The sequence below is a fragment of the Burkholderia stagnalis genome, assembly GCF_902830275.1.
Classification (GTDB): Bacteria; Pseudomonadota; Gammaproteobacteria; order Burkholderiales; family Burkholderiaceae; genus Burkholderia; species Burkholderia stagnalis.
Genome location: NZ_CADESW010000002.1, coordinates 92,626 through 118,993, shown reverse-complemented (window position 1 = coordinate 118,993; position 26,368 = coordinate 92,626). Strand labels below are relative to the sequence as shown.

The window sequence follows — 26,368 nt, the reverse complement described above, 5'->3', positions numbered from 1 at the left end:
CGGCGTCTGTGCGCATAATCGAAGCGCTTTTTGCAGGGGCGCAGCAGGAGGGACGCCGTGCGCGGCGTGCCCGTTCGAGGGTCGCCAACGCAGACGCGGCGTGGCGACCGATCCGGATGACGCGGCTCACATAGCAAAACACGCCACCATGAATCAGCCAAAAATCAAAAGAGATCCTGAAGGCACCCGTCGCCGCATCCTGATGGCAGCGGCCGAGGAATTCGCGAGTGGGGGCTTGTTTGGCGCGCGCGTCGACCAGATCGCGCGCCGGGCGGAAACCAACGAGCGCATGCTCTATTACTACTTCGGCAGCAAGGAGCAACTGTTCACCGCGGTGCTCGAACATGCGTTTTCCGCGTTGACCGACGCCGAACGCGTGCTCGACCTGGACGGTGTCGCGCCGGTCGAGGCGATCACGCGGCTCGCGCATTTCGTGTGGGACTATTATCGCGACCATCCCGAGCTGCTGCGGCTCATCAACAACGAAAACCTGCACGAGGCCCGCTACCTGCACAAGTCGTCGCGGATTCGCGAAATGATCTCGCCGATCGTCGCGATGCTCGGCAACGTGCTCACGCGCGGCCAGAAGGCCGGGCTGTTCCGCACCGACGTCGATCCGCTGCGCTTCTACGTGACCCTGTCGGGGCTCGGCTACTACATCGTATCCAACCGCTTCACGCTCGCGGCGACGCTCGGCCGCGACTTCACCCAGCCCGACGAGCGCGCGGAGATGGTCAGGATGAACACCGAGGTGCTGCTCGCGTACCTGCTGCGGCGCTGAGCGCCGGCCGCGGGCCGCCGGATGAAAAAAACGCCGCCGTGCTTCACGCATGGCGGCGTTTTTCGTTGGGCGCGCGGCGCGTCAGGCGGCCTTGCGGGCGCGGGCCGGTTTCGCGCGCGCGGCGCTGCGCTTCACTGCGGCGGCTTTCGCCGGTGCGGCCGGTGCCGCCGGCGCGGCGGCGGGCGCCTTCGTGCGCGCGCGTTTCGCGGTAGCCGTCTTGGCCGGCGCGGCCGGTGTGGTCGGCACGGCGGCGAGCTTCGCGGCCGCCGGCGCATCCGGGCGATCCTTCGCGGCGCCGTTTTTCGGCTCCGGCGCGTGCTCGCGGATGAAGTCGCGCAACTGCGGGTAGATGATCGTGCGCCAGCGGCGGCCCGAGAAGATCCCGTAGTGGCCGCATTTCTCCGCGGTCAGGTTGCGGCGATGGTCCTGCGGGATGCCCGTGCACAGCTCGTGTGCGACGTGGGTCTGGCCGCTGCCGGAAATATCGTCGAGTTCGCCCTCGATCGTCATCAGCGCGGTGTGCTTGATGTCCTGCGGGCGCACGAGCTCGCCGGCGACTTCCCACGTGCCTTCGGCGAGGCGGAATTCCTGGAACACGATGCGGATCGTCTCCAGGTAGTACTCGGCGGCCATGTCGAGCACCGCGTTGTATTCGTCGTAGAACGAGCGGTGCGCCTCGGCGTCGTCCTCGTCGCCGCGCAGCAGGCTTTGGTAGAAATCCCAGTGCGATTGCGCGTGGCGTTCCGGGTTCATCGCGACGAAGCCCGCGTGCTGCAGGAAGCCCGGATAGACCTGGCGGCCTTCGCCCGGGTAGTTCGCGGGCACCGTGTGGATCACGTTGTTCTCGAACCACGCGGTGGAGTGCTGGGTCGCGAGCGAGTTCACCGACGTCGGGCTGCGGCGCGCATCGATCGGGCCGCCCATCATCGTCATCGTGAGCGGCGTGTCCTCGCCGCGGCTTGCCATCAGCGAGATCGCCGCGAGCACCGGCACCGTCGGCTGGCACACCGAGATCACGTGCAGGTTGCGCGCGCCGATGTGGCGGATGAACTCCTGGATGTACGCGATGTAGTCGTGCAGGTGGAACGGGCCGACCTCGATCGGCACCATCCGCGCGTCGATCCAGTCGGTGATGTAGACCTTGTGATCCTGCAGCAGCGTGCGCACCGTGTCGCGCAGCAGCGTCGAGTGGTGGCCCGACAGCGGCGCGCAGACCAGCACGACCGGCTCGTCCTTGAGCTGCGTGACGGCGTCGGCGTCGTCCGAGTAGCGCTTGAAGCGCAGCAGCCGGCAGAACGGCTTCTCGACGATCGTCTGCTCGACGATCGGGATGTTGTGGCCGTCCTTGACGATCTGGTGCAGGTTGAACTCGGGCTTCTCGTAATCCTTGCCGAGCCGGTACAGCAATTCGTACGCGGCGGCCATGCGCGTCGCGCCGGGCATCAGCGAGAACGGGCTGGACGGGTTCGCGAACGATTTCGACGCGGCCTGGGCCCAGGCCGTGAGCGGGCTCAGCATCGCCCGCTGGAATTCATGCAGTTGGTAAAGCATGCAAACAACTCCCGCGTGGGGGGACGGTGCGCGAGGGCGGCGTCGGGCGTCGCGGCGCGCCGTGTGGGTCAGGGATCGGCCATGCTGCGCGGCGGCCGCTCGACGCGGCCGCTCAATCGCCGTCGATCATATCGGACAAAGTAGGGTGGTGCAATGCAACATTTCCCTGATTTTTCATGAATTTTTTGCGATTTGACGTTCCATGACGAAGGCGCGGCCGCCCGGGTTCAGCGCCCGGTGGCCATGGCCGCCGTGGGCTGGCCGGCCGCGCGCGCCATCGCTTCCTCGTGGTGCATCAGGTTCATCGCGGTGTGCACGAGCGCGACATGCGAGAACGCCTGCGGGAAGTTGCCGACGAGGCGCCCGTCGACCGGGTCGTATTCCTCGGCGAGCAGCCCGAGGTCGTTCGACAGCGACAGCAGCCGGCTGAACAGCCGATGCGCCTCGTCGATCCGGCCGAGCAGCGCGTAGTTGTCGACGAGCCAGAAGCTGCACGCGAGAAACGTGCCTTCGCCGGGCGGCAGGCCGTCGTCGTACTCGGACGTGCGGTAGCGCAGCACGAGGCCGTCGTGCAGCAATTCGCGCTCGATCGCGTCGACCGTGCCGGCGATGCGCGGATCGTCGGGCGGCAGGAAGCCGAGCAGCGGCATCAGCAGCACGCTCGCGTCGAGCTCGTCGCTGCCGTAGCTCTGCGCGAACGCCTGCTTGCCCTCATGCCACGCGTTTGCGCAGACGTCCGCGTGGATGCGGTCGCGCAGCGCGCGCCAGCGCTCGAGCGCGCCCGGCAGGCGGAACATTTCCGCAGACTTGATCGCGCGGTCGAACGCGACCCACGCCATTACCTTCGAAAACGTGAAATGGCGGCGGCCGCCGCGCGTTTCCCAGATCCCTTCGTCGGGCTCCTGCCAGATCTTCTCGAGATGGTCGAGCAGCGTGCACTGCACCGACCATACCGTGTCGTCGGCCTGCAGGCCGCCCACCCGCGCGAGGTGCAGCGCCGCCATCACTTCGCCGAACACGTCGAGCTGCAGCTGGTTCGCGGCGCCGTTGCCGATCCGCACCGGCTTCGAATCCTGATACCCGGGCAGCCAGTCGAGCTCCATTTCGGGCAGCCGGCGCTCGCCGGCGATGCCGTACATGATCTGGATCTGCTCGGGCGAGCCGGCCATCACGCGGCCGAGCCAGGTGCGCCACGCGCGCGCCTCGTCGTAGTGGCCGCCGCGCATCAGCGCGAGCAGCGTGATCGTCGCGTCGCGCAGCCAGCAGTAGCGGTAGTCCCAGTTGCGGTTGCCGCCGATCTTCTCGGGCAGCGACGTGGTCGGCGCCGCGACGATCCCGCCCGTCGGCTCGTACGCGAGCGCCTTCAGCGTGATCAGCGAGCGGCGCACCGCGGCCGCGTAGCGGCCCTGCACCTGGCAGCGTCCCGACCATTCGAGCCAGTAGTTCTCGGTGCGCGCGAGCATCGACAGCGGGTCGCGCGCGGGCGGCAGGCGCAGGTGCGACGGCGCATAGCCGAGCGAGAACGGCACGCGTTCGTCGGCGCTCACCGTGAATTCGGCGAGCGTGTGCAGGTTCTTGCCGGTGAGCGGCACGCTCGTGCGCAGCACGACGGTGTCGGGCCCCGCGATCGCCTTCACGCCGTCCTCGCGCGACAGCTGCGTGACCCACGGAATCGAGAAACCGTAGTCGAAGCGCAACACCAGCTCCATGCGCATCTTCATCGTGCCGTGCCGGCCGACGACGATCCGCACGAGCTCCGACCAGCCGTTGCCGGGCGGCATGAAGTCGATCACGGTGACGGCGCCGTCGGCGCTCTCGTAATCGGTTTCGAGTATCAGCGTGTCGCCGCGATAGCGGCGCGTCGCGTGCGTGATCGCGGCGTCGGCGGCCGGCGCGAGCAGCCAGCGGCCATGCTCGGGGGTGCCGACGAGGGCCGCGAAACAGGCGCCCGAATCGAAGCGGGGCCAGCACAGCCAGTCGACGGAGCCGTCTTTCGCGATCAGCGCGGCCGTGTGGCCGTCGCCGACGAGGGCGTAGTCTTCGATCAGGGCAGGCATGGGCGGCAATCCTGGTTGCGAGTTCACATGGCGGACGGCGCCGCCGCGGGCTTCACGCCCGGACGCGGCGGCCCGTATACTCGGCCGGGCGGCGAAACGCGTACGGCCGGCGTTTCGTCACATATCAACACTTGAAGCGGCTCGATGCAAGGAGGATTCAATGCCCAACCGTTTTCGCGCCGGCGACGCGCGCGCTTCGACTCGAGGGTTTCCGCGTAGGTTCGCTCACTGGATGAAAGGTTTCGCGATCGTGCTCTCCTTATCCGCGACGCATGCGTTTGCGCAACAGCCCGCGCAGGCTCCGGCCGACGGCGTCTACAACCTGCTCGTCGGCACCTACACCGATGGCGGCAGCGACGGCATCTACGTGTACCGCTTCGACACGAAGACGGGCAGCGTCGCGCCGCTGTCGTCGGCGAAGACGGTCAATCCGTCGTACCTGTTGCCGAGCCGCGACGGCCGCACCGTGTACGCGGTCAACGAGCTGCCCGGCGACAACGGGCCGGCCGACCAGCGCGGCGGCATCAGCGCGTTCCGCTTCGACGCGAAGACGGGCGCGCTCACGTTCATCGACCGCGTGTCGTCGGAAGGGAACGACCCGTGCCACCTGAGCCTGTCGCCGGACGGCAAGTACCTCGTGAGCGCGAACTATTCGGTCGCGGCGAACCCGGGCGGCAGCTTCGCGGTGTTCCCGCTGCGCGACGACGGCGCGGTGAGCCCGGCCGCGCTGGCCGTGCACCACGAAGGCAGCGGGCCCGTGAAGGGCCGCCAGGACGGCGCGCACGTGCACTCGACGGCGTTCTCGCCGGACGGGCGCTACCTGTTCGTGCAGGATCTCGGCGCGGACAAGATCTTCGGCTACCGCTACACGGTGGACGGCAGCCGCGGGCTGATCAGCCCGACCGACACGCGCTACACGCCGGTGAAGACCGGTTCGGGCCCGCGCCACATGGTGTTCGGCGCGAACGGCCGCCATGCGTACGTGACGAGCGAGCTGAACGCGGCGGTCGAGGTGTTCGGCTACCAGGACGGCAAGCTGACGCCGGTGCAGACCGTGCCGATGGCCGCGCCGGGCTTCAAGGGCAAGGTCGGCGGCGCGGCGATCCACCTGTCGCCGGACGGCCGGTTCCTCTATGCGAGCAACCGCGGCGACGCGAACGAGATCGTGATCTACGCGGTGAACCCGGCGGACGGCCGGCTGAAGACGGTCGGCCGGCAGTCGAGCCTCGGCAGGACGCCGCGCGAGTTCCTGATCGATCCGACCGGCAAGTGGCTGATCGTCGGCAACCAGGACAGCGACACGTTCTACGTGTTCAAGCGCGATGTCGAAACCGGCAGGCTCGACGCGAATCCGCAGAAGGTCGCGGTCGGCAAGCCGGTCGACTTCAAGCTGGTGCCGGCGCTGTAAAGCGGGGATCGACGCCGCGGATGTGCGAAGGGCGCTGCCGATGCAGCGCCCTTCGCGTTTGTGGAGGATGAGGCCGGCTGGCCCGCCGCTCAATCCGCGGCGGCCGGCACCAGCACCTCGCGGCTGCCGTTGATGCCCATCGGCGACACGAGCCCGGCCGCTTCCATCTGCTCGACGAGCCGCGCGGCGCGGTTGTAGCCGATCCGCAACTGCCGCTGCACCGACGAGATCGACGCGCGCCGCGTGCGCGCGACGAACGCGACCGCCTCGTCGTACAGCGGGTCCGCCTCGGCGTCCGGCGCGTCGCCGAACAGATCCTGCGCCGCGCCCTCGGACGTCGGGCCGTCGAGAATCCCTTCCTCGTACTGCGGCTCGCCGAACTGCTTCAGGTATTCGACGATGCGGTGCACTTCCTCGTCGGCGACGAACGCGCCGTGCACGCGCTGCGGATAGCCGGTGCCGGGCGGCAGGAACAGCATGTCGCCCTGGCCGAGCAGCGATTCGGCGCCCATCTGGTCGAGGATCGTGCGCGAGTCGATCTTCGACGACACCTGGAACGCCACGCGCGTCGGGATGTTCGCCTTGATGAGGCCGGTGATCACGTCGACCGACGGCCGCTGCGTCGCGAGGATCAGGTGAATGCCGGCCGCGCGCGCCTTCTGCGCGAGGCGGGCGATCAGCTCCTCGATCTTCTTGCCGGCGACCATCATCAGGTCGGCGAGCTCGTCGATCACGACGACGATCAGCGGCAGCGTCGACAGCGGCTCGGGGTCTTCCGGCGTCAGCGAGAACGGGTTGCCGATCTTCCTTTCCTTCGCCTCGGCGTCGCGGATCTTCTGGTTGAAGCCCGCGAGGTTGCGCACGCCGACGGCCGACATCAGCCGGTAGCGCTTCTCCATCTCGCCGACGCACCAGTTGAGTGCGTTCGCCGCGAGCTTCATGTCGGTGACGACCGGCGCGAGCAGGTGCGGAATGCCTTCGTAGACCGACAGCTCGAGCATCTTCGGGTCGATCATGATGAGCCGCACTTCGTCGGGCGTCGCCTTGTACAGCAGCGACAGGATCATCGCGTTGATCGCGACCGACTTGCCCGAACCGGTGGTGCCGGCGACCAGCATGTGCGGCGCCTTCGCGAGATCGGTGACGACCGGGTTGCCGATGATGTCCTTGCCCATCGCGATCGTCAGCTGCGACGCCGAATGCTGGTACTGGCGCGACGCGAGGATCTCGGACAGGCGGATCATCTGGCGCTTCGCGTTCGGCAGCTCGAGGCCCATGCAGGTCTTGCCCGGAATCGTCTCGACGACGCGGATCGACGTAAGGCCGAGGCCGCGCGACAGGTCCTTCATCAGCCCGACGATCTGGCTGCCGCGCACGCCGAGCGCGGGCTCGATCTCGAATCGCGTGATCACCGGGCCGGCGGAGGCGCCGACGACCGTCACCGGCACCTTGAATTCCTGCAGGCGCTGTTCGATCACCAGGCCGGTCTGCGCGAGGTGTTCCTCGCTGATCGTCTCGATGTCGTCGGACGCCGGCTCGAGCAGGTCGAGCGTCGGCAGCTCGACGTTGAAGGACGCGGGCGCGTGGAATTCGAACGCGTTCGGCCGCGGCGGGCGGGGGGGCGGGGCGTCGGCGGGCGCAGCCGGTGTCGCGGGGGCGGCGCCGGCGTCGATGGCCGGTACGGCAGGCGCGTCTGGCGCCGGTTGCGCGGTAACGGGCGCAACCGTGCCGGGGATCATGACGGAGGGCCGCGGGGCGATCGGTGTCGCGGGCGGCGTTGCGTTGTCGGCAATGGCGGAGGTTACCGCCGCGGCTTGAGCGGGGTTCGCCGTAGTCTCGGTAGTGCGTTCTGCCGTCCCGGAGATCATGACGGAGGGCAGCGGGGCGGCCAAGGTAGCGGCCGGCGTGACGGGCGCCACGGGCGGCGTCTGGGCCACGGTCGGCGCGCAAACGGCAGCGTCGGTGCTTGCGACGGCCGGCGCAACCGGGCTCGCCACGGCAGTGGTCGTCGCGGGTGCGACGACGTCAACCGGTATGGTGGACGTCTGCGTAAAGGAGGCAATGGACGTCGGCGCGTTCGCGGCGGTCGTCGCCGGCGCGTGCGGCTGCGCCGCTGCGCCGGGCATTGCGGTCGCGCGGGCGGCAGGCGCTGGCGTTGCAATCGACCAGGAGGGCGCGAAGGTCGACGCGGGCGCCTGAACGGTGGTCGGCGCAGGCGCTACCGCTGCAGCGGCCTGCGGTGCAACGAACGTCGATGCGGGCAGCGTCGTGGCCGAAGCGGCAGGGAGCGAGGCAAGTACCGAGCCGAGGGCCGTCGCGCCGGTTGCCGGCGCTATCGCGGGTTCCACTGCGGGCGACGCATCCTCTGCATCCGGCGATGGAACGTCCCGTGTCGTGGTGTCGTGCACGGCATCCGCTGCTGCGGCAGGCGTCGACGGCACGGGCGTGGTCGGGGCAGCGGTCGAATCCGCTGCAATCGCCGGTGGTTCGATGGTTGCGGAAGTCGGGGCGCCCGTACTGGTATTGGCCGTATCGGTCACCTGATCCAGGCTCGCGGGCACGGCGGACTCGGATGCAACGGATTCTCCAACGGTCGCGCTGTCAGTGCCGGTGTTGATGGACCACCATGCGCCTGTTGGCGCGGGCGCGATGGCGGAGGTGCGTGCGGGCGCTGCCGTCGTCTCTGCCGTAGCCGTCGACACAGCGTGCGACGCGACGACAGATGCGGTTGCGCTCGATGTACTCGACGCAATCTCGCCGGTAACGTTTGCCGGCGCAACCGGCGGTGTCGCCACCGGCGCGACGAAGTTCGTGTCGACGATTGCCGTTGCCGGCTTCGCAATCGACGTCACGTCGCCGGGCGACGGCGCAGCGAACCGGGGCGTGCCTGCGAATGCGTCCGCAGCGGGGGCGGCCGTGGCCAGCGTCGCGGCAGGCTGTGCGTCGATTGCATCCTGTTCGACCGGGGATGCATTGGTCGTCAAGTCGGACGGGGCGGCGGCATCTGTTCCGGAAACCGGCGGACGCAGCGTGTCTGCGTCGCGTGCGACCGTGGCGTTTTCGGGGACGGAAACACTGGCCGGCGCGGCCGTGTCGTCACCGGCGGCCGGCCACTCGACGGCCAACGCATGGGGCGCGGCCGGCGTCGTTTCGGTCACGGGCGCATCGACAGCAATGTCGGCGGCCGTTTGCGACTCGGCGATGTCTTCCCACGGGGCGAGGTCGATCGCCGTGTCGGCGGGCGACGCGGGGTGGACTTCGACCGGATCGGCGACGTCTTGACCGCTGTCTTTCGACTCGAGCGTGATTGCTGCGTCGGCTGCGTCGGCTGCGTCGGCTGCGTCGGCTGCGTCGGCTGCGTCGGCTGCGTCGGCTACGTCGGTTTCGTCGGTTTCGTCGGCGAGCGTCGGCGAAGCCGGCATGGCGGCCGCAATCGCGTCCTGCGGAGCGCCCGCCGGCGTCTCGGGTTCCGGTACTGCCGGGACATTCGCACCATTCGCGCCCGAGTGCGCATCCGGCATCCATGCACCGTCATCGACCGGCATGAACGCGGGCAGCACGATTGCGTTGTCGTCGCGCATCGTCGCGGCGTGAGCGTCGGCCACGCTGCCGACTTCCTCAACCTCGGTGCCACGCGACTCGGAAGCCGGCCTGCCCGATGCCGCAGGCCAAGTGGCGGCTGCGGCGCCTGCCGCCACCGCGGCTGCGCCAGCCAGCGGGGCTGCCGCGCGCGCGGCGTCGACCGGCGACGTGCCGGCCAGCGACGCCCACTGGGCGGTGCTGGCCTCGATCGAACGCAAGGTCTCGTGGACGCTCGGCGCGGGCGTGATCGGTGCCGCGGGCTTCTCGTTCCACGCATAAAGCGGCGCGCGCGCAGGCGCGGCGGGGCGCTGGCGGGGCAGGGCGGGCGGAACCGGCGTCGACGCCGTTCCGGCGGCCGGGCGCGACAGCGGCCGCGCCGGCGCCGCACCGGTCGGCCGGGGCGGCACGGTTGCGCGCGGCGCGACCGGCTGCCTGAGCGCATCGGTTGACCGCGCGGGCGCGGCCGGCGCCGGCCGCGTGCGGGCCGGTTCGAGTGCAATCGGTGAAATTGGGGCTGGAGCGGGGCGCGGCGACGGCGCGCCTGCCGCGGGGCGTGCCGAAACGGCGGCGCCAGCCGCACCGGCGGCCGTTGCGGCGCCCGCCGCAGATGTCGCGGACGTCGCGGCCGGCCGGAACGGCGTCGTGGGCTTCAGCCAGCCCGACGGCGCGACCGGTTCCGCGTGCGGCCGGGCCACCCCCTGGCCGCGCGGCTTCGGCCGCGCCTGCGGGTCGGGCTTCCACAGCGTCGGGCGCGAAAACCGGCCGTTCTGCCGGGGCGCCATCGAATTGACGGTATGCGCGCTGGTCGGCTGGACGTCGCCGGCGCGGCGCACGCGGCGCTCGTCGTCGCGATGCAGCGCGCTGCGCGGCAGGTCGGCGACGCCGCGGGCATCGTCGTCGGCGTCGCGCGCCAGCTTGAGCCCGAACGACGTATCGAGCCACGCGGCGACGCGCTGCCAGCCGATGCCGGTCAGCCACGGCAGGCCCGCGAAAAACAGCACGACCATCGCGAGCGGCGTGCCGATCCGGCCGAGCACGCGCTCGAAGCCGGCCGACAGCGCGTGGCCGAGCGCATTGGTGTCGGCGCCGGCGAACACGCTCGTCAGCGTGCAGCTCGCGACGAACACGCAAGCGAAGCCGAGCCAGAGCCGGATCGAGCCGCGGCCGGCGACGCCGTCGCCGCCGGGCAGCATCGCTTTCGCGAGACGCCAGATGAGGGGGATGAACCAGACGGCGGAGACGCCGAACCAGCCGAGGACAACCGTGTGCATGCTTTGAAACGGGAATGGGGCGGGGAGCGCGAAGCGCGCGACCCGCCGAGTTTAACGGCTGACGGGGTAGCAGACTTTAAAAGACGATCAAGCGCGACGCCGCGCGCTGCGCGTGCGCGGCGGGACGCGGTCAGCCGGCCGTGTCCCGCACGGGCACATTACGGGCCGCGGCGCGTGAAGGTCAGCGTCGCGCCGTTGTCGGTGACGATCAGCAGCTGCTGCGGCGAGCGCATCTGCACGCCGGCCTTCGCGACGTGCGCGAGCGCGTCGAGGTACGCGCGCTCGAGCTGGCCGCCGAGCGTGCCGGTGCAGGCCATCCGCGTGCCGGCGAGCGGGCCGAAGCCGAGCACGCCGTTCTTGATGTCGTAGGTGCCCATGTAGCGGTTGCAGCCGGAAAAGCCGGACGCGCGGCGCTGGCCGGATTCGGTGGACAGCACGAGCTTGAGCGGCTCGCCGTTGTCGCCGTGCGGGATCGCGCGCGGCGTGCCGTCGGCGTTCTGCCAGCCGGTGAGCTCCCAGCTCGTGTCGTCGAGCAGCTGCACGGCGGCGGGGTTGAACGGATCGGGCGAACGCGCGTCGGCGTCGGAATGGATCGGCATCGAGCAGGCGGCGAGAAGCGTGGCAAGCGTCAATGCGCAGAGCGGCGCGCGCAGCGGGTGAAACAGGCGGATGCGCGTGCGTGCGGCTGCGGTCGGGTGGGACATGTGCCTCGATCCTCATCAGATTCTGAACAAGGCGTAAGAGTAACGCACTCGCCGCGCGTCAGGCGAGGCGACCATGCATGCGCGAAATCGTTCGCGGCGCGTCGCGGCCGGTCGAATCGGCGCCGATGCGCGTGTTAACATCGCAGTCGTTTTCGACCTCCAACCAGAAGCGGGAAATCACATGCAGATCGGTCAGCGGCTCGGTACGCCGCTTTCGCCTTCGGCCACGCGCGTCATGCTGCTCGGCGCCGGCGAACTCGGCAAGGAAGTCATCATCGCGTTGCAGCGGCTCGGCGTCGAGGTGATCGCGGTCGACCGCTATCCGGACGCGCCCGGCCACCAGGTCGCGCATCGCGCGCACGTGATCGACATGACGGACGCCGCCGCGCTGCGCGCGCTCGTCGAGGCCGAGCGGCCGCACCTGATCGTCCCCGAGATCGAGGCGATCGCGACCGACGCGCTCGCGGCGATCGAGGCGGCGGGCGTCGCCGAGGTGATCCCGACCGCGCGCGCGACGCAGCTCACGATGAACCGCGAAGGCATCCGCCGGCTTGCCGCCGAGGAACTGGGCCTGCCGACTTCGCCGTATGCGTTCGCGCAGTCGTTCGACGAATTCGCGGCGGCCGTCGCGAAGATCGGCATGCCGTGCGTCGTGAAGCCGGTGATGTCGTCGTCGGGCAAGGGGCAGTCGGTGGTGCGCAGCGAGGCGGACGTCGAGCCCGCGTGGCAGTACGCGATGGCGGGCGGGCGCGTGAATCACGGCCGCGTGATCGTCGAGGGGTTCGTGGATTTCGACTACGAGATCACGCAGCTCACGGTCCGCGCGATCGATCCGGCCAGCGGCGACACGCGCACCTATTTCTGCGAGCCGGTCGGCCACGTGCAGGTCGCGGGCGACTACGTCGAGTCGTGGCAGCCGCAGCCGATGTCCGCGGCGGCTCTCGCGCGCTCGCGCGAGATCGCGCACAAGGTGACCGAGGCGCTCGGCGGGCGCGGGCTGTTCGGCGTCGAGCTGTTCGTGCGCGGCGACGAGGTCTGGTTCTCCGAAGTGAGCCCGCGGCCGCACGACACGGGGCTCGTCACGCTCGCGTCGCAGCGCCAGTCGGAGTTCGAGCTGCATGCGCGCGCGATCCTCGGCCTGCCGGTCGATCCGACGCTCGGCTCGCCGGCGGCGTCGGCGGTGATCTACGGCGGGCTCGACGAACGCGGCATCGCGTTCGAGGGCGTGCGCGACGCGCTGGCGGTGCCGGGCGCCGACCTGCGGCTGTTCGGCAAGCCGGAAAGTTTCGCGAAGCGGCGCATGGGCGTCGCGCTCGCGACCGGCGCCGACGTCGACGAAGCCCGCGCCCGCGCGAAGCGGGCCGCCGCGGCCGTGAAGCCCGTTTCGGCGCGCTGACCGGCAACCGGCAGGCGCGCGTGATGCCGATGCCCGCTCCGCGATTCGTCTCGCGCGCGGGCGCCGTCGATCCCCGGGCCATGACGACCCGCGCGCCCGGGCCGGGCGCGCTTCCACCCCCCGTCTCGGAAGAGGACCTGCATGATTCGCCAAACTCTCGCCACGCTCGCGCTGGCCGGCCTGACCGTTTCCGTCGCGCACGCCGCGCAGTTGACCGTCGAGGAAATCGACGCCGACGCGCGCCAGACGGCCGTCTACCAGTGCGCCAACCAGAAGCAGCCGGTGCGCGTGTCGTACTGGCTCGCCGGCAACGGCCAGAGCTTCGCGCTCGTGCCGGTCAACGGCCAGCGGCTGCTGTTCGTCGACACCGTGTCGGCGTCCGGTGTCCGCTATCAGGCCGGCCGCTATACGTGGTGGACGAAGGGCAGGGAAGGGACGCTGCGCGACGAGATCGCCGACGAGAAGGCGCCGCCGCTGCTGTCCGACTGCGTGCAGGTCGAGACGAAGAAAAAGAAGAAGGGTTGAGTCGCGTGAGCGGCTGCCGGCCTCGGCGTTCGGGCGTCGCACGCGCCTGGCCCCGGGGCGGCGGCGCGCCGCGCGGCCGCATGGTCGCGACCCGCTTGCAACCCGTGTGCGGCCGCCGCGCAAGGGCTGTCACGGACGTGACGCCGCACGGTGCTACAATACGGCCCTTTCCGCCGGCATTCGCGCCGGCCGGAGTCCGCACGGCCCGGGGCCCTGATTGCCCATCGCGCCAGAGCGGCGCCGCGCGGCGCGCCGCGGCTCCGTCTACTTCCGAAATGAGAGATTTGCGCAGCGGCCCGCCGGGCCGAGCTGACGCGTGATGTCCCCGCCGCGCCTTTTGAGCGAAACGCCACCATGTCCGATTCTGTCGCCAAGCCTGTCGACGCAACCTTCGATCAATTCGGCCTTGCCGCCGATATCCTGAAAGCCATTGCGGAGCAGGGCTACACGACGCCGACGCCGATCCAGGCGCAGGCCATTCCGGTCGTGCTCGCCGGCCGCGACGTCATGGGCGCCGCGCAAACGGGCACCGGCAAGACCGCGAGTTTCTCGCTGCCGATCATCCAGCGCCTGCTGCCGCAGGCCAACACGAGCGCATCGCCCGCGCGCCACCCGGTGCGCGCGCTGATCCTCACGCCGACCCGCGAACTTGCCGACCAGGTCGCCGCGAACGTGCACGCGTACGCGAAGCACACGCCGCTGCGCAGCGCGGTGGTGTTCGGCGGCGTCGACATGAACCCGCAGATGGCCGAGCTGCGCCGCGGCGTCGAGATCCTGATCGCGACGCCGGGCCGCCTGCTCGACCACGTGCAGCAGAAGACGGCGAACCTCGGCCAGGTGCAGATCCTCGTGCTCGACGAGGCCGACCGGATGCTCGACATGGGCTTCCTGCCCGATCTGCAGCGCATCCTGAACCTGCTGCCGAAGGAGCGCCAGACGCTGCTGTTCTCGGCCACCTTCTCGCCGGAAATCAAGAAGCTCGCGTCGACCTACCTGCGCAACCCGCAGACGATCGAGGTCGCGCGCAGCAACTCGACGAACGCGAACGTCACGCAGATCGTCTACGACGTCGCCGAGGGCGACAAGCAGGCGGCCGTCGTGCAGCTGCTGCGCGATCGCGGCCTCAAGCAGGTGATCGTGTTCTGCAACAGCAAGATCGGCGCGAGCCGGCTCGCGCGCAATCTCGAGCGCGACGGCGTGGTCGCGTCGGCGATTCACGGCGACAAGACGCAGATCGAGCGGATGCAGGCGCTCGACGCATTCAAGCGCGGCGAGATCGAGGCGCTGGTCGCGACCGACGTGGCCGCGCGCGGCCTCGACATCGCCGAACTGCCGGCCGTGATCAACTTCGACCTGCCGTTCAGCGCGGAAGACTACGTGCACCGGATCGGCCGTACCGGCCGCGCGGGTGCGACCGGCGATGCGCTGTCGCTGTGCAGCCCGAACGAGCGCAAGCAGCTCGCCGACATCGAGAAGCTGATCAAGCGGCCGCTCGAGATGCAGACGCTGTCGATCGACAAGCCGGCGCGGCATCGCCATGACGAGCGTGGCGGCGACCGTGGTGGTGAGCGCGGCGGCGAACGCGGCGGCCGTCGCGAGCGCGACGAGCATCGCGGTGCGGCGGGCCGCCGCCCGGCGGGCGCCGAGCGCGGGCATCACCGCCGCCACGAGGCGCCGATCGACGAGTTCTTCCTGAAGCCGTACGAGCCGTCGGCGTCGACGAAGCGGCCTGAAGAGTCGGCGCACGCGCAGCCGGAGAAGAAGGGACCGAAGCGGCAGGTGGCCGCGCTGCTCGGCGGGTTCGGAATGCCGCGCAAGCCGTCGGCGTAAGCAGTTCCGGCTGCCGCGACGCAAAACGGGTGCATGCGATACGCATGCACCCGTTTTTGTTTGGTGGAGGACCGATCGGGCGCTTAGCCGGCCTGCGGCCCGAAGCGCCGCGCCCACGCGGCCGTCGCTGCCGCGTAGAACGCATCGAGCGTCGTGCCCGGCAGCTCGCCGCCTTCCGGCGCGAGGCCCAGGTGTGCCGCCGCGGCCTTCAGCGCGGGGAGCGGATCGTCGCGTTCGAGCGCGGTCGCGCCGGTCTGCTTGCTGAGTTTCTCGCCATGCGCATCGACGACCACCGGCACGTGCAGATACGACGGCGTCGGCACGCCGAGGCAGCGCTGCAGGTAGATCTGGCGCGCGGTCGAGTCGAGCAGGTCGGCGCCGCGCACGACATGCGTGATGCCGGCGTCGGCATCGTCGACCACCACCGCGAGCTGGTACGCCCACAGGCCGTCGGCGCGTTTCAGCACGAAGTCGCCGACTTCGGTCGCGAGATTCTGCGATTGGATGTGCTGCCAGCGATCGTCGAACGTGACGATCGCGGCGTCGCCGTCCGGCACGCGCAGCCGCCACGCGCGCGCGGGCTTGCCGTGCAGGCCCGTGCGGCAGGTGCCCGGGTAGGCGAGCGTCGTGTGGCGCTCGTGCGCGGCGCGCAGCGAATCGGCGATCTCCTTGCGCGTGCAGCCGCACGGATAGACGAGCCCGGTCGCCTTCAGCCGCTCGAGCGCGGCCGCGTAGTCGGCCTCGCGCGCGCTCTGCCAGACGGGCGGCTCGTCCGGCGTCATGCCGAAATGCGCGAGCGTCGCGAGGATGGCCTCGGCCGCGCCGGGCACCGTGCGCGGCCCGTCGATGTCCTCAATGCGCACGAGCCACGCGCCACGCTGGGCGCGCGCGTCGAGCCAGCTCGCGAGCGCGCCGACCAGCGAGCCGAAATGCAGCGGCCCGGTCGGCGACGGCGCGAAGCGGCCGCGATAGCCGGTCATCGGCGCGCGCCCGGCGTGCTTACGCCGCGCTGGCGGCGTTCGCGCAGGCCGGGCAGGACTGGCCTGCCACGTAGCTCGGCGATTGCTGCTGCTCGGGCGTCACGACCGCGCGGCACGCGAAGCAGGTGACGTTCTCGGTCGGTTCGAGCTGCGGGTTCAGCGCGGTGCGGTAGTCGAACACGAAGCAGTCGCCGTGGTAGTGCGCGCCGCCGACTTCCTCGAAATACTTGAGGATGCCGCCTTCGAGCTGGTACACGTTGTCGATGCCGACGTCCTTCATGTGAATCGCCGCCTTCTCGCAACGAATGCCGCCCGTGCAGAACGACACGATCGTCTTGCCTTCGAGGTCCGCGCGGTTCGCTTCGATGACGGCCGGGAACTCGCTGAACTTGTCGATCCGGTAGTCGAGCGCATTGTCGAACGTGCCGACGTCGACCTCGAACGCGTTGCGCGTGTCGAGCATCACGACCGGGCGGCCCGCGTCGTCGTGGCCACGGTCGAGCCAGGCCTTCAGCGTGTGCGCGTCGACGGACGGCGCGCGGCCGAGCTCGGGCTTGATCGCGGGCTTCTTCATCGTGATGATCTCGCGCTTCAGGCGCACGAGCATGCGGCGGAACGGCTGCGAATCCGACAGGCTTTCCTTGAACTGCAGCGTCGCGAACTTGCCCTCGAACAGCGGATCGTGGCGGATGTATGCGATGAACGCGTCGGCCGCGTCGCGCGGGCCGGCGATGAACAGGTTGATGCCTTCCGGCGCGAGCAGGATCGTGCCGCGCAGGCCGAGTTCGTTGCAGCGGGCGGTGACGAGCGGGCGCCATTGTTCGGTCGCGTCGAGCGACACGAAGTGGTAGGCGGCGAGATTGACGATACTCATGGTGATCCGACGAGAGAACGGCCGCGGCCGTGCGACGGCGCGCACGGCGGCCCGCAAAAAAGGGTGCGAAGCCGGGCGGAAGATTCGAAAACCCGTATTATCCCGCAAACCGCGCGCGGGAAGGCAGCCGGCCGAACGGCCAACGGCGCGGCCCAGGGTCGCGCACCCCGGCCGAACGGCCAATGCGGGGTTTTTTTGGGCAGCCGGCGCGGCGGGGCGGCTACAATAGCGCCCATGTCAGATCCCCGCTTCGTCCATCTTCGCGTTCACTCCGAATTCTCGATTGCCGACGGCATCGTGCGCCTCGACGACGTCGTCAAGGCCGCGGCCGCGGACGGTCAGGGCGCGCTCGCCCTGACCGATCTCGGCAACGCATTCGGTCTCGTCCGTTTCTACCAGGAAGCCCGCGGCAAGGGCATCAAGCCGATCGCCGGCTGCGACGTCTGGATCGCCAATCCGGACGATCGCGACAAGCCGTCGCGGCTGCTGCTGCTCGTCAAGGACAAGCGCGGCTACCTGAATCTCTGCGAGCTGCTGTCGAAGGCGTGGCTCACGAACCAGTATCGCGGCCGCGCGGAGCTCGACGCGAGCTGGCTCGACGGCGAGCTTTCGCAGGGCCTGCTCGCGCTGTCGGGCGCGCAGCAGGGCGACATCGGCCTCGCGCTCGCGGCCGGCAACGAGGAAGCGGCGCGCCGGCACGCGGCGCGCTGGGCGAAGGTGTTCCCGGGCGGCTTCTACATCGAACTGCAGCGCTACGGCCAGCCGGGCGCCGAGGCGTATATCCAGCAGGCGGCGACGCTTGCCGCGGCGCTGAAGCTGCCGGTCGTCGCGACGCATCCGACGCAGTTCATGACCGACGACGATTTCACCGCGCACGAGGCGCGCGTGTGCATCTCGGAGGGCGACATCCTCGCGAACCCGCGGCGCCAGAAGCGCTTCACGACCGACCAGTATTTCCGCACGCAGGACGACATGGTCGCGCTGTTCGCGGATCTGCCGTCGGCGGTCGCGAACACGGTCGAGATCGCGAAGCGCTGCAACCTGACCCTCGAGCTCGGCAAGCCGAAGCTGCCGCTGTTCCCGACGCCGGACGGCATGTCGCTCGACGACTACCTGATCCAGCTGTCGAAGGAAGGCCTCGAAAAGCGCCTCGAGCAGCTCTATCCGGACGCCGCCGAGCGCGATGCACAGCGCGGCACGTACTACCAGCGGCTCGAATTCGAGTGCGGGACCATCACGAAGATGGGCTTTCCGGGCTACTTCCTGATCGTCGCGGACTTCATCAACTGGGCGAAGAACAACGGCGTGCCGGTCGGCCCCGGGCGGGGTTCGGGCGCCGGGTCGCTCGTCGCGTACGCGCTCGGCATCACCGATCTCGACCCGCTGCGCTACAACCTGCTGTTCGAGCGCTTCCTGAACCCGGAGCGGGTGTCGATGCCCGACTTCGACATCGACTTCTGCCAGCACGGCCGCGATCGCGTGATCCAGTACGTGAAGGAGAAGTACGGCGCGGATGCCGTGTCGCAGATCGCCACCTTCGGCACGATGGCCGCGAAGGCGGCCGTGCGCGACATCGGCCGCGTGCTCGACCTCGGCTACATGTTCACCGACGGCGTCGCGAAGCTGATCCCGTTCAAGCCGGGCAAGCACGTGACGATCGCCGACGCGATGAAGGAGGAGCCGCAGCTCCAGGAGCGCTACGACCACGAGGACGAGGTTCATCAGCTGCTCGACCTCGCGCAGCGCGTCGAAGGCCTCACGCGCAACGTCGGGATGCACGCGGGCGGCGTGCTGATCGCGCCCGGCAAGCTGACCGATTTCTGCCCGCTCTACACGCAGGGCGACGACGGCGGCGTGGTCAGCCAGTACGACAAGGACGACGTCGAAGCGGTCGGCCTCGTGAAGTTCGACTTTCTGGGCCTGACCACGCTGACGATCCTCGACTGGGCCGAGCGCTACATCCGCCGCCTCGATCCGTCGAAGGCCGATTGGTCGCTCGCGCAGGTGCCGCTCGACGATCCCACGTCGTTCCAGATCCTCAAGAAGGCCAACACGGTCGCCGTGTTCCAGCTGGAAAGCCGCGGCATGCAGGGCATGCTGAAGGATGCGCAGCCCGACCGCTTCGAGGACATCATCGCGCTCGTGTCGTTGTATCGTCCGGGCCCGATGGACCTGATCCCGAGCTTCTGCGCGCGCAAGCACGGCCGCGAGAAGGTCGAGTACCCCGATCCGCGCGTCGAACCCGTCCTGAAAGAGACCTACGGCATCATGGTCTATCAGGAGCAGGTGATGCAGATGGCGCAGATCATCGGCGGCTACTCGCTCGGCGGCGCGGACTTGCTGCGCCGCGCGATGGGCAAGAAGAAGCCCGAGGAGATGGCCAAGCACCGCGAGATCTTCGCCGAGGGCGCGGCGAAGAACGGCCTGTCGCGCGAGAAGTCCGACGAGATCTTCGACCTGATGGAGAAGTTCGCGGGCTACGGCTTCAACAAGTCGCACGCGGCCGCCTATGCGCTGCTCGCGTACTACACCGCGTGGCTGAAGGCGCACCATCCCGCCGAATTCATGGCGGCCAACATGACGCTCGCGATGGACGACACCGACAAGGTGAAGATCCTGTTCGACGACTGCGTCGTGAACAACCTCGTCGTGCTGCCGCCGGACATCAACCAGTCGCACTATCGCTTCGAGCCGGTCGCCGAAGCGGACGGCAAGCGTTCGCGCACGATCCGCTACGGGCTCGGCGCGGTGAAGGGCAGCGGCCAGAACGCGATCGAGGAAATCCTGCGCGCGCGCGAGGAGAAGCCGTTCACCGACCTGTTCGACTTCTGCGAGCGGATCGACCGGCGGATGGTGAACCGCCGCACGATCGAGGCGCTGATCCGCGCCGGCGCGTTCGATTCGCTGACCGCGAACCGCGCGCAGCTGCTCGCGTCGGTGCCGCTCGCGATGGAAGCGGCCGACCAGGCCGAGGCGAACGCGATGCAGGCCGGCCTGTTCGACATGGGCGCCGAGTCGCCGCATGCGCATGCGCTCGTCGACGAGCCGGCGTGGGATGACAAGCGCCGTCTGCAGGAAGAGAAGGGCGCGCTCGGCTTCTACCTGTCGGGCCACCTGTTCGACGCGTATCGCGACGAGGTGCGCCGCTTCGCGCGGCAGAAGGTCGGCGAACTGAAGGAAGGGCGCGACAAGCTCGTCGCGGGCGTGATCGCGTCGCTGCGCACGCAGATGACCCAGCGCGGCAAGATGCTGATCGCGCTGCTCGACGATGGCACGGGCCAGTGCGAAATCACGATCTTCAACGAGCAGTTCGAGGCCAACAAGGCGTTGTTCAAGGAAGACGAGCTGCTGATCGTGCAGGGGCAGGCGCGCAACGATGCGTTCACGGGCGGGATCCGCTTCACGGCCGATACCGTGATGGACCTCGAGCGCGCGCGCAGCCGCTATGCGCAGGCCGTGCGGCTGACGATGAACGGCAATGCCGATGCTGCCGTGTTGCGGCGGGTGCTCGAGCCGCACGTGTCGAAGGATGATCCGGCCGCGGCGAGCGCGGCCGATGCCCCCGCGCCGCGCGGCGGCGGGCGCGACGGCGGCCGCCGGCCCGCGCCGCCGCTGCCGAACGGCCTCGCGGTCCAGATCCACTACAGCAATGCGCGCGCGCAAGGCGAAATGCGCCTCGGCGATGCGTGGCGCGTGAAGCCGAGCGATACCCTGCTTGCCGAACTGCGCGCCGCGTTCGCCAGCAGTGCGGTCGAAATCGTTTACTGAAATCCGGATCCGTATCCGTTTGAGGACATCTTGAGCGTCAAGCCTACTCTTAGCAAACCCATAGGCGGACAGGACGCGTCGTCGCCCGTGGTCGTCGCGCGCCGTCTGTGGCCCTACGTGAAGCCGCTCCTGTGGGTGCTGCTCGCGGGCGTGCTGGCGATGGCCGCCGTCGCCGGCACCGAGGCGGGGATCCCGGCGCTGCTGAAGCCGCTGCTCGATCGCGGCTTCGGCGCGAAGGGCGACGTGAGCGCGAAGCTGTACGTGCCGCTCGCGGTCGTCGGCCTCGCGCTCGTGCGGGCGATTGCGCAGTATGCGTCCGGCTATCTGCTGCAATACGTGTCGAACCGGATCCTGCTCCAGCTGCGCATCGAGATGTTCGAGCGGATGATCCACACCGGCGTGTCGTTCTTCCAGCGCGAGACCGCGAGCACGGTGATCAACGCGATCGTGTTCGAAGTCAACCAGGTGCTCAACGTGCTGATGGGCGTGATGATCACGCTCGTGCGCGATTCGCTGACGGTCCTGTTCCTGCTCGGCTACCTGTTCTACCTGAACTGGCGCCTGACGCTGATCGTCGCGGTGCTGCTGCCGTGCATCGGCTGGGTCGTCGGCAAGATCAACCGCCGGCTGCGCCGCCTGAACCGCGAACACCAGACGCTCACGAACCAGCTCGCGTACATCGTCGAGGAGACGGTCGGCGGCTACAAGGTCGTGAAGATCCACAACGGCGAGCAGTACGAGATCGACCGCTTCAACACGCTGAGCCGGCGCCTGCGCGGCTATTCGATGCGGATGATCGTATCCGGCGGCCTCGCGCAGCCGATCACGCAGTTCCTCGCGTCGATCGCGCTCGCGGTCGTGCTGACGATCGCCGTCGTGCAGTCCGCGAACGACCAGACGACGGTGGGCGGTTTCGTCGCGTTCGTCACCGCGATGCTGCTGATCATCTCGCCGCTCAAGCACCTGATGGACGTCAACCAGCCGCTGCAGCGCGGCATGACGGCCGCCGAGCTGATCTTCGGCCTGATCGACGAGCCGCGCGAGCCGGAAGGCGGCGGCAAGCCGCTCGCCCGCGCGACCGGCCGGGTCGAGTTTCGCGACGTGTCGTTCGCGTACGGCACGTCGTCCGGCAAGCCGACGCTCGATCGCGTGACGTTCGACGTCGCGCCCGGCGAGATGGTCGCGCTGGCCGGGCCGTCGGGCAGCGGCAAGACCACGCTCGTCAACCTGCTGCCGCGCTTTTTCGACCCGACGAGCGGCAAGATCCTGGTCGACGGCGTCGCGCTGCCGGAATACCGGCTGCACGACCTGCGCAGCCAGATCGCGATGGTGAGCCAGGACGTGGTGTTGTTCAACGACACGATCGCGAGCAACGTCGCGTACGGCGAGACGCCGGACCGCGAGCGCGTGATCGCCGCGTTGCGCGCGGCCAACCTGCTGAGCACGGTCGAGGCGATGCCGGAAGGCCTCGACACGCTGGTCGGCGACAACGGCATGCGCCTGTCGGGCGGCCAGCGGCAACGCCTCGCGATCGCGCGGGCGATCTACAAGGATGCGCCGATCCTGATTCTCGACGAGGCCACGTCGGCGCTCGATTCGGAATCCGAGCGCCACGTCCAGGCCGCGCTCGAGACATTGATGAAGGGGCGCACGACGCTCGTGATCGCGCACCGCCTGTCGACGATCGAGCGCGCGGACCGGATCCTCGTGATGGACGGCGGCCGCATCGTCGAGAGCGGCAGCCACGCGGAGCTGCTCGACCGCGACGGCCTGTATGCGCACCTGCACCGGATCCAGTTCCAGCAGGAGGCCGGTTGAACATGCGGCGTCCCGTTGATTCGATGGCCCGCGCGCGATGATGAAGATCGGCCTTTCCGGCAACGCGCTGAAGCATGGCGGCGGCCTCGAGCGCTATGCGATCGATCTCGCGCGCGGCATCGCGGACGCGGGCATCACGCCCGCGTTTTTCGCACGCAAGATCGATACGACGATTCCGGAGGCGCGGCTCGTCGAGCCGCACCGCATCGACGTGTCGTTCCTCCCCGGCAAATTGCGCGATGGCTGGTTCGCGTGGCGGCTGCGCGCCGCCCGCCGCGCGGCGGGCGTCGACGTGCTGATCGGCTGCAACCGCGTCGACTGTTCCGACATCGCGATCTGCGGCGGCACGCACCGCGGCTTCCTGCGCGCGATCGGCCGCACGCCGACGTTCTTCGACCGGCGGCAGATCGCGCTGGAGAGCAGGCAGTACGCGGCGGCGCGCTACGTCGTCGCGCATTCGCCGATGATGCGCGACGAGCTGCGTACGCTGTACGCGGTCGACGACGCGAAGATCCGCATGCTGTACCCGCCGGTCGACGCGCAGCGCTTCTCGCCGGTCGATGACGCGGCCCGCGCGGCGCTGCGGCGCCGCTTCGGCTTCGGCGAGCGTGACATCGTGCTGCTGTTTCCGTCGAGCAGCCACGCGCGCAAGGGCCTGCCGCTGATCGAGGCGGCGCTGCGCGAAGGCGTCGACGCATCGGTGGTGGTGGCGGTCGCCGGCCGGCCGCCGGAGCGGACGTCGTCGCAACTGCGCTACATCGGCTATGTGAAGGACATCGAGGATGGCTACCGTGCAGCCGACTACACGATCCTCGCATCGAAGTACGAGCCGTTCGGGCTGGTCGGCATCGAATCCGTGATGTGCGGCACGCCGGTCATCCTGCCGACGACGCTCGGCTGTCACGACGCGATCGCGGATCATGCGAAGCTCGCGTTCACCCCGAACGACGTCGCGTCGTTGCGCGCAGCCATCGCGGCCGCGGTAGCCCGCTCGCGTGCGAGCGGAGGCGGCGACCGCGCGGCCGTCGCGCAGGGCGCGGTGGGCTACGATCCGGGCGTCGGCCACCATGTCGAACAGTTGCTGGCGCTCGCCCGCGAGATCCATGAACGCACGCCGGCCTAGCGGCCGACGGGCGGCGCCGGCTCCGGCCTGACGGCGCGCTTTCGGCCCCCGGAGTGGAAGGGGCGCGATGGTATACTCTTGCGGCCCGCGACCCGGCGGCCTGCGTCAGCCGAAGGACGGTTGCGCGACGCGTGTCCGGGCGCGCGGACCGGGGCGCATGGCGCTCCACGCACGCTCATCCCAGCTCAATTAATACGATCATATGGAGAGTTCGCATGACGACGTGGCCGTTCGTTGGGCCAATGCGCACAGCGAATCCCCGCGTCGAGACTGCCTGCCGTTGAACCGATGAGCCGTTTTCCCGGACGTATCCACATCTTCGCGCGGGCTCTGCCGAGATTGCTGTTCAAGCCGTTGCGACGCAAGCCGCAACGGCCCGCGAGCATTCTCGTCGCACATCATCTGCTGCTCGGCGATACGCTGCTGCTCACGCCGCTGCTCGCGAAATTGCGCGAGCAGTATCCGGCCGCGCGGATCGTGCTCGCCTGTCCGAAGGCGATCGCGCCGCTGTTCGCGCGCGAGCCGTTTGGCGTGCACGCGTTCGCGTTCGATCCCCGCGACCCCGCATCGGTGCGGCGGCTGCTGGCGTCGGGGCCGTACGACCTCGGCATCGTGGCGGCGGACAATCGTCACAGCTGGCTCGCGCTTGGCGCCGGCTGCCGCTGGATCGTCGCGCATGCCGGCGACGCCCCCGCGTGGAAGAACTGGCCCGTCGACGAGGCGCACCCTTATCCCGATGTGCCGACCGCGTGGGGCGACCTGATTGCGGATCTCGTCGACGGCTCGCCACCGCGCGCGTATCGGCCGGACGACTGGCCGGCGCCGCCCGCCGCGGCCGCGCTGCCCGCGTCGCTGCGCGAGCGGCCGTATGTGGTGCTGCATCCCGGCGCGAGCACGGCGGTCAAGCGCTGGCCGCTCGAACGCTGGCGCGCGCTCGCGGCCGACGTGGAGGCAGCCGGCTACCTGCCGGTCTGGAGCGGCGGCAAGAGCGAGGTCGACCTGATCGACGCGATCGGCCCGCGCGACGGACAGCCGAACTTCGCGGGCCAGCTCGGTCTCGCGGATCTGTGGCATCTGTATGCAGGTGCGCAGGCGATCGTCTGCCCCGATACGGGCGTCGCGCATCTCGCGCGGCTCATCGGCGTGCCGACCGTCGCGCTGTTCGGGCCCGGCAGCGCGGTCGTGCACGGCGCCGGCCGCTACTGGCGCGACGTCCCGTTCGTCGCGCTCACGATCGCCGACATGCCGTGCCGCGACCAGCCCTATATTTTCCAGCGCCACGTCCGATGGATCCGGCGCTGCGATCGGAACGCGACGACGTGCGTTGCCTGGCATGAAGGCACGGCGGCATGCATGAGCGCGTTGACGGTGGACGCGGTGCGCGACGCACTTCAACAAGTACTGGTGCAAGTTCGATGACTGTTACCTCGGCGCGTATCGAGCGTCTCCTGTGGATCGGCTGCCCGGTCGTGATGTTCGCGGTCATGTTCGGGCACATGGCGGCGTTCGTGAACAACGGTCTGGCGCTCGTCGCCATCGCACTCGTGGCGGCTGTCTTCTCGTCCACGCGCCCGGCGCCGTTCCGCTGGCCGCTGTTCGTCCCGATCGCCGGGTGGGCGGCCTGGACCCTCGCGTCGGTGCGCTGGTCGGCGTTCCCGGGCGTCAGCATGCATGCCTGGCTCGACGAGGTCCTGTATCCGCTGCTGACGTTCTGGGGCTTCTGGCTGTTCGGCACGCGCGTCGAGCGCCCGGAGCGCGTCACGCTGGCCGTGTGGCTCGCGTGCGCGCTGCTGGCTGTGATCAGCGTGCTCTACTGGGGCCGCCTGCAGCCGCCGACGCCGGAGACGTTTCCGGTTCGCTTCTATGCGCGGGTCGGCCATACCAGTTCGCTGATGGTGTTCGCGATGGCGCTGTTCTGTGCATTCCTGGTGCCGAAGCGCAACTGGCGCTGGGTCGGCGGCGCAGGTCTCGTGCTGTGCGTGCTGGTCGGCCTGGCGACCCTCAATCGTTTTTTTTGGCCGGCCGCCGCGATCACGCTGCTGGCCGGTCTGTATCCGCTGTACCGCCGCCATTTGCTGCTGGCGGCGCTGGCGGTGGCCGTGCTCGGCGCCGGCGCGGTCGGCACGCTCGAGCTGAGCGCGCGACTGCGCTATCACGACGCGCCGCCGCCCCTCGCCAGCTCGCGCGACATCTCGGTGGCGGGCCTCCCTATTTACGTGCCGTCCGGCATGACTGCGCTCGGCGATACGCTGTCGTCGGACACGCGGCCGAAGCTGTGGAAGTTCTACGGCGACCAGGGACGCCAGCATGCATGGACGGGCATCGGCTTCGGCAAGCCGCTGCCGGGGATGGCGTACCGCAGCGTGATGCCGCGTGATTTGCTCGAACTCGAGCCGCAGGCGTTGACGCACGCGCACAATCTCTTTCTCAACACCTGGCTGCAGACCGGCTGGATCGGCTTGTTCCTGCATGCGTGGCTGCTGCTGGCGCTTGTGATCGCCTTCTGGCGCCTGCGGCACAGCAACCCGTGGATTGCCGCCGGCGGCGTCGCGCTCGTCGCCGGTATGATCACCAAGAACGTGGTGGACGATTTCATGTGGCGGACGACGATGCTCGCGTTCTGGTCGTTCGCGGGGCTGGTGTTGGGCTACGGTGAACGCCACGCCGGGATGCCCCGCGCGCAATGGAAAGCGAACTGAC

General features: G+C 69.5%; 16 protein-coding genes and 1 pseudogene. 10 read left to right on the top strand and 7 right to left on the bottom strand.

Annotated elements, in window-relative coordinates:
* Window positions 1-148: 148 nt before the first annotated feature.
* Window positions 149-781: a TetR/AcrR family transcriptional regulator gene (locus tag HWY45_RS04305; protein ID WP_059566322.1), complete on the top strand. Its 633-nt coding sequence runs from the start codon at window positions 149-151 to the stop codon at window positions 779-781.
* Window positions 782-862: 81 nt separating this feature from the next.
* Here HWY45_RS04305 and HWY45_RS04300 read toward each other — a convergent pair whose 3' ends face one another.
* Both HWY45_RS04300 and HWY45_RS04295 read right to left on the bottom strand, forming a co-directional pair.
* On the bottom strand, window positions 863-2,332 hold the full coding sequence (locus tag HWY45_RS04300; RefSeq protein WP_059883937.1) for a polyhydroxyalkanoate depolymerase: 1,470 nt from the start codon (window positions 2,330-2,332) through the stop codon (window positions 863-865).
* Between the two features lie 227 nt (window positions 2,333-2,559).
* Entirely contained in the window at window positions 2,560-4,389 is a 1,830-nt protein-coding gene (locus HWY45_RS04295; RefSeq protein ID WP_059883936.1) for a glycoside hydrolase family 15 protein, read from the bottom strand.
* A 232-nt stretch (window positions 4,390-4,621) separates the two neighbouring features.
* Here HWY45_RS04295 and HWY45_RS04290 point away from each other — a divergent pair, with 232 nt between their 5' ends.
* A complete protein-coding gene (locus HWY45_RS04290; RefSeq protein ID WP_059906420.1) occupies window positions 4,622-5,797 on the top strand; it encodes a lactonase family protein in 1,176 nt (391 codons plus the stop codon).
* Window positions 5,798-5,886: 89 nt separating this feature from the next.
* On the opposite strand, the gene HWY45_RS37555 is transcribed toward HWY45_RS04290, so the two are convergent.
* The 3 genes and pseudogenes from HWY45_RS37555 to HWY45_RS04280 all read right to left on the bottom strand — a co-directional run bounded on the left by HWY45_RS37555 (window position 5,887) and on the right by HWY45_RS04280 (window position 11,354).
* Window positions 5,887-6,075, bottom strand: a complete 189-nt coding sequence (locus HWY45_RS37555; RefSeq protein WP_414143466.1) for a DNA translocase FtsK — start codon at window positions 6,073-6,075, stop codon at window positions 5,887-5,889.
* A 71-nt stretch (window positions 6,076-6,146) separates the two neighbouring features.
* Window positions 6,147-10,650: pseudogene (locus HWY45_RS04285) on the bottom strand (FtsK/SpoIIIE family DNA translocase); the annotation flags it as partial.
* Between the two features lie 158 nt (window positions 10,651-10,808).
* On the bottom strand, window positions 10,809-11,354 hold the full coding sequence (locus HWY45_RS04280) for an META domain-containing protein (RefSeq protein ID WP_059883933.1): 546 nt from the start codon (window positions 11,352-11,354) through the stop codon (window positions 10,809-10,811).
* 181 nt (window positions 11,355-11,535) lie between these two features.
* Here HWY45_RS04280 and purT point away from each other — a divergent pair, with 181 nt between their 5' ends.
* From purT to HWY45_RS04265, 3 genes are all read left to right on the top strand, one after another.
* The gene (gene purT / locus HWY45_RS04275) at window positions 11,536-12,750 is read left to right on the top strand and encodes a formate-dependent phosphoribosylglycinamide formyltransferase (protein WP_059883932.1); all 1,215 of its coding nucleotides are present in this window, start codon (window positions 11,536-11,538) and stop codon (window positions 12,748-12,750) included.
* A gap of 141 nt (window positions 12,751-12,891) precedes the next feature.
* On the top strand, window positions 12,892-13,275 hold the full coding sequence (locus HWY45_RS04270) for an MliC family protein (RefSeq protein WP_059566315.1): 384 nt from the start codon (window positions 12,892-12,894) through the stop codon (window positions 13,273-13,275).
* A 354-nt stretch (window positions 13,276-13,629) separates the two neighbouring features.
* Window positions 13,630-15,105 (top strand): DEAD/DEAH box helicase, encoded by a 1,476-nt coding sequence (locus HWY45_RS04265; protein WP_059883931.1) that lies wholly within the window; start codon window positions 13,630-13,632, stop codon window positions 15,103-15,105.
* A gap of 83 nt (window positions 15,106-15,188) precedes the next feature.
* On the opposite strand, the gene gluQRS is transcribed toward HWY45_RS04265, so the two are convergent.
* On the bottom strand, window positions 15,189-16,085 hold the full coding sequence (gene gluQRS, locus HWY45_RS04260; protein ID WP_059883930.1) for a tRNA glutamyl-Q(34) synthetase GluQRS: 897 nt from the start codon (window positions 16,083-16,085) through the stop codon (window positions 15,189-15,191).
* A 19-nt stretch (window positions 16,086-16,104) separates the two neighbouring features.
* Entirely contained in the window at window positions 16,105-16,959 is an 855-nt protein-coding gene (locus tag HWY45_RS04255) for a sulfurtransferase (RefSeq protein WP_059566312.1), read from the bottom strand.
* A 234-nt stretch (window positions 16,960-17,193) separates the two neighbouring features.
* On the opposite strand from HWY45_RS04255, the gene dnaE reads away from it, so the two are divergent.
* From dnaE to HWY45_RS04230, 5 genes are all read left to right on the top strand, one after another.
* Window positions 17,194-20,727, top strand: coding sequence for a DNA polymerase III subunit alpha (gene dnaE / locus HWY45_RS04250; RefSeq protein ID WP_059883929.1), 3,534 nt, complete (start codon window positions 17,194-17,196; stop codon window positions 20,725-20,727).
* A 30-nt stretch (window positions 20,728-20,757) separates the two neighbouring features.
* Window positions 20,758-22,545, top strand: a complete 1,788-nt coding sequence (gene msbA / locus HWY45_RS04245; RefSeq protein ID WP_059883928.1) for a lipid A export permease/ATP-binding protein MsbA — start codon at window positions 20,758-20,760, stop codon at window positions 22,543-22,545.
* Between the two features lie 40 nt (window positions 22,546-22,585).
* Window positions 22,586-23,668, top strand: coding sequence for a glycosyltransferase family 4 protein (locus HWY45_RS04240; protein ID WP_059884021.1), 1,083 nt, complete (start codon window positions 22,586-22,588; stop codon window positions 23,666-23,668).
* A gap of 288 nt (window positions 23,669-23,956) precedes the next feature.
* Window positions 23,957-25,087, top strand: coding sequence for a glycosyltransferase family 9 protein (locus HWY45_RS04235; RefSeq protein ID WP_059801937.1), 1,131 nt, complete (start codon window positions 23,957-23,959; stop codon window positions 25,085-25,087).
* Window positions 25,084-26,367: an O-antigen ligase family protein gene (locus tag HWY45_RS04230; RefSeq protein ID WP_059883927.1), complete on the top strand. Its 1,284-nt coding sequence runs from the start codon at window positions 25,084-25,086 to the stop codon at window positions 26,365-26,367. Before HWY45_RS04235 ends, HWY45_RS04230 begins: the two co-directional genes overlap by 4 nt.
* The last annotated feature ends 1 nt before the right edge of the window (window position 26,368 follow it).

Coding starts and splice junctions, on each gene's coding strand:
- HWY45_RS04295 (WP_059883936.1), bottom strand. CDS start 4,389: ATGCCTGCCCTGATCGAAGACTACGCCCTCGTCGGCGACGGCCACACG.
- dnaE (WP_059883929.1), top strand. CDS start 17,194: ATGTCAGATCCCCGCTTCGTCCATCTTCGCGTTCACTCCGAATTCTCG.
- HWY45_RS04255 (WP_059566312.1), bottom strand. CDS start 16,959: ATGAGTATCGTCAATCTCGCCGCCTACCACTTCGTGTCGCTCGACGCG.
- HWY45_RS04235 (WP_059801937.1), top strand. CDS start 23,957: ATGAGCCGTTTTCCCGGACGTATCCACATCTTCGCGCGGGCTCTGCCG.
- HWY45_RS04290 (WP_059906420.1), top strand. CDS start 4,622: ATGAAAGGTTTCGCGATCGTGCTCTCCTTATCCGCGACGCATGCGTTT.
- HWY45_RS04270 (WP_059566315.1), top strand. CDS start 12,892: ATGATTCGCCAAACTCTCGCCACGCTCGCGCTGGCCGGCCTGACCGTT.
- HWY45_RS04230 (WP_059883927.1), top strand. CDS start 25,084: ATGACTGTTACCTCGGCGCGTATCGAGCGTCTCCTGTGGATCGGCTGC.
- HWY45_RS04305 (WP_059566322.1), top strand. CDS start 149: ATGAATCAGCCAAAAATCAAAAGAGATCCTGAAGGCACCCGTCGCCGC.
- purT (WP_059883932.1), top strand. CDS start 11,536: ATGCAGATCGGTCAGCGGCTCGGTACGCCGCTTTCGCCTTCGGCCACG.
- HWY45_RS04265 (WP_059883931.1), top strand. CDS start 13,630: ATGTCCGATTCTGTCGCCAAGCCTGTCGACGCAACCTTCGATCAATTC.
- HWY45_RS04300 (WP_059883937.1), bottom strand. CDS start 2,332: ATGCTTTACCAACTGCATGAATTCCAGCGGGCGATGCTGAGCCCGCTC.
- HWY45_RS04240 (WP_059884021.1), top strand. CDS start 22,586: ATGAAGATCGGCCTTTCCGGCAACGCGCTGAAGCATGGCGGCGGCCTC.
- gluQRS (WP_059883930.1), bottom strand. CDS start 16,085: ATGACCGGCTATCGCGGCCGCTTCGCGCCGTCGCCGACCGGGCCGCTG.
- HWY45_RS04280 (WP_059883933.1), bottom strand. CDS start 11,354: ATGTCCCACCCGACCGCAGCCGCACGCACGCGCATCCGCCTGTTTCAC.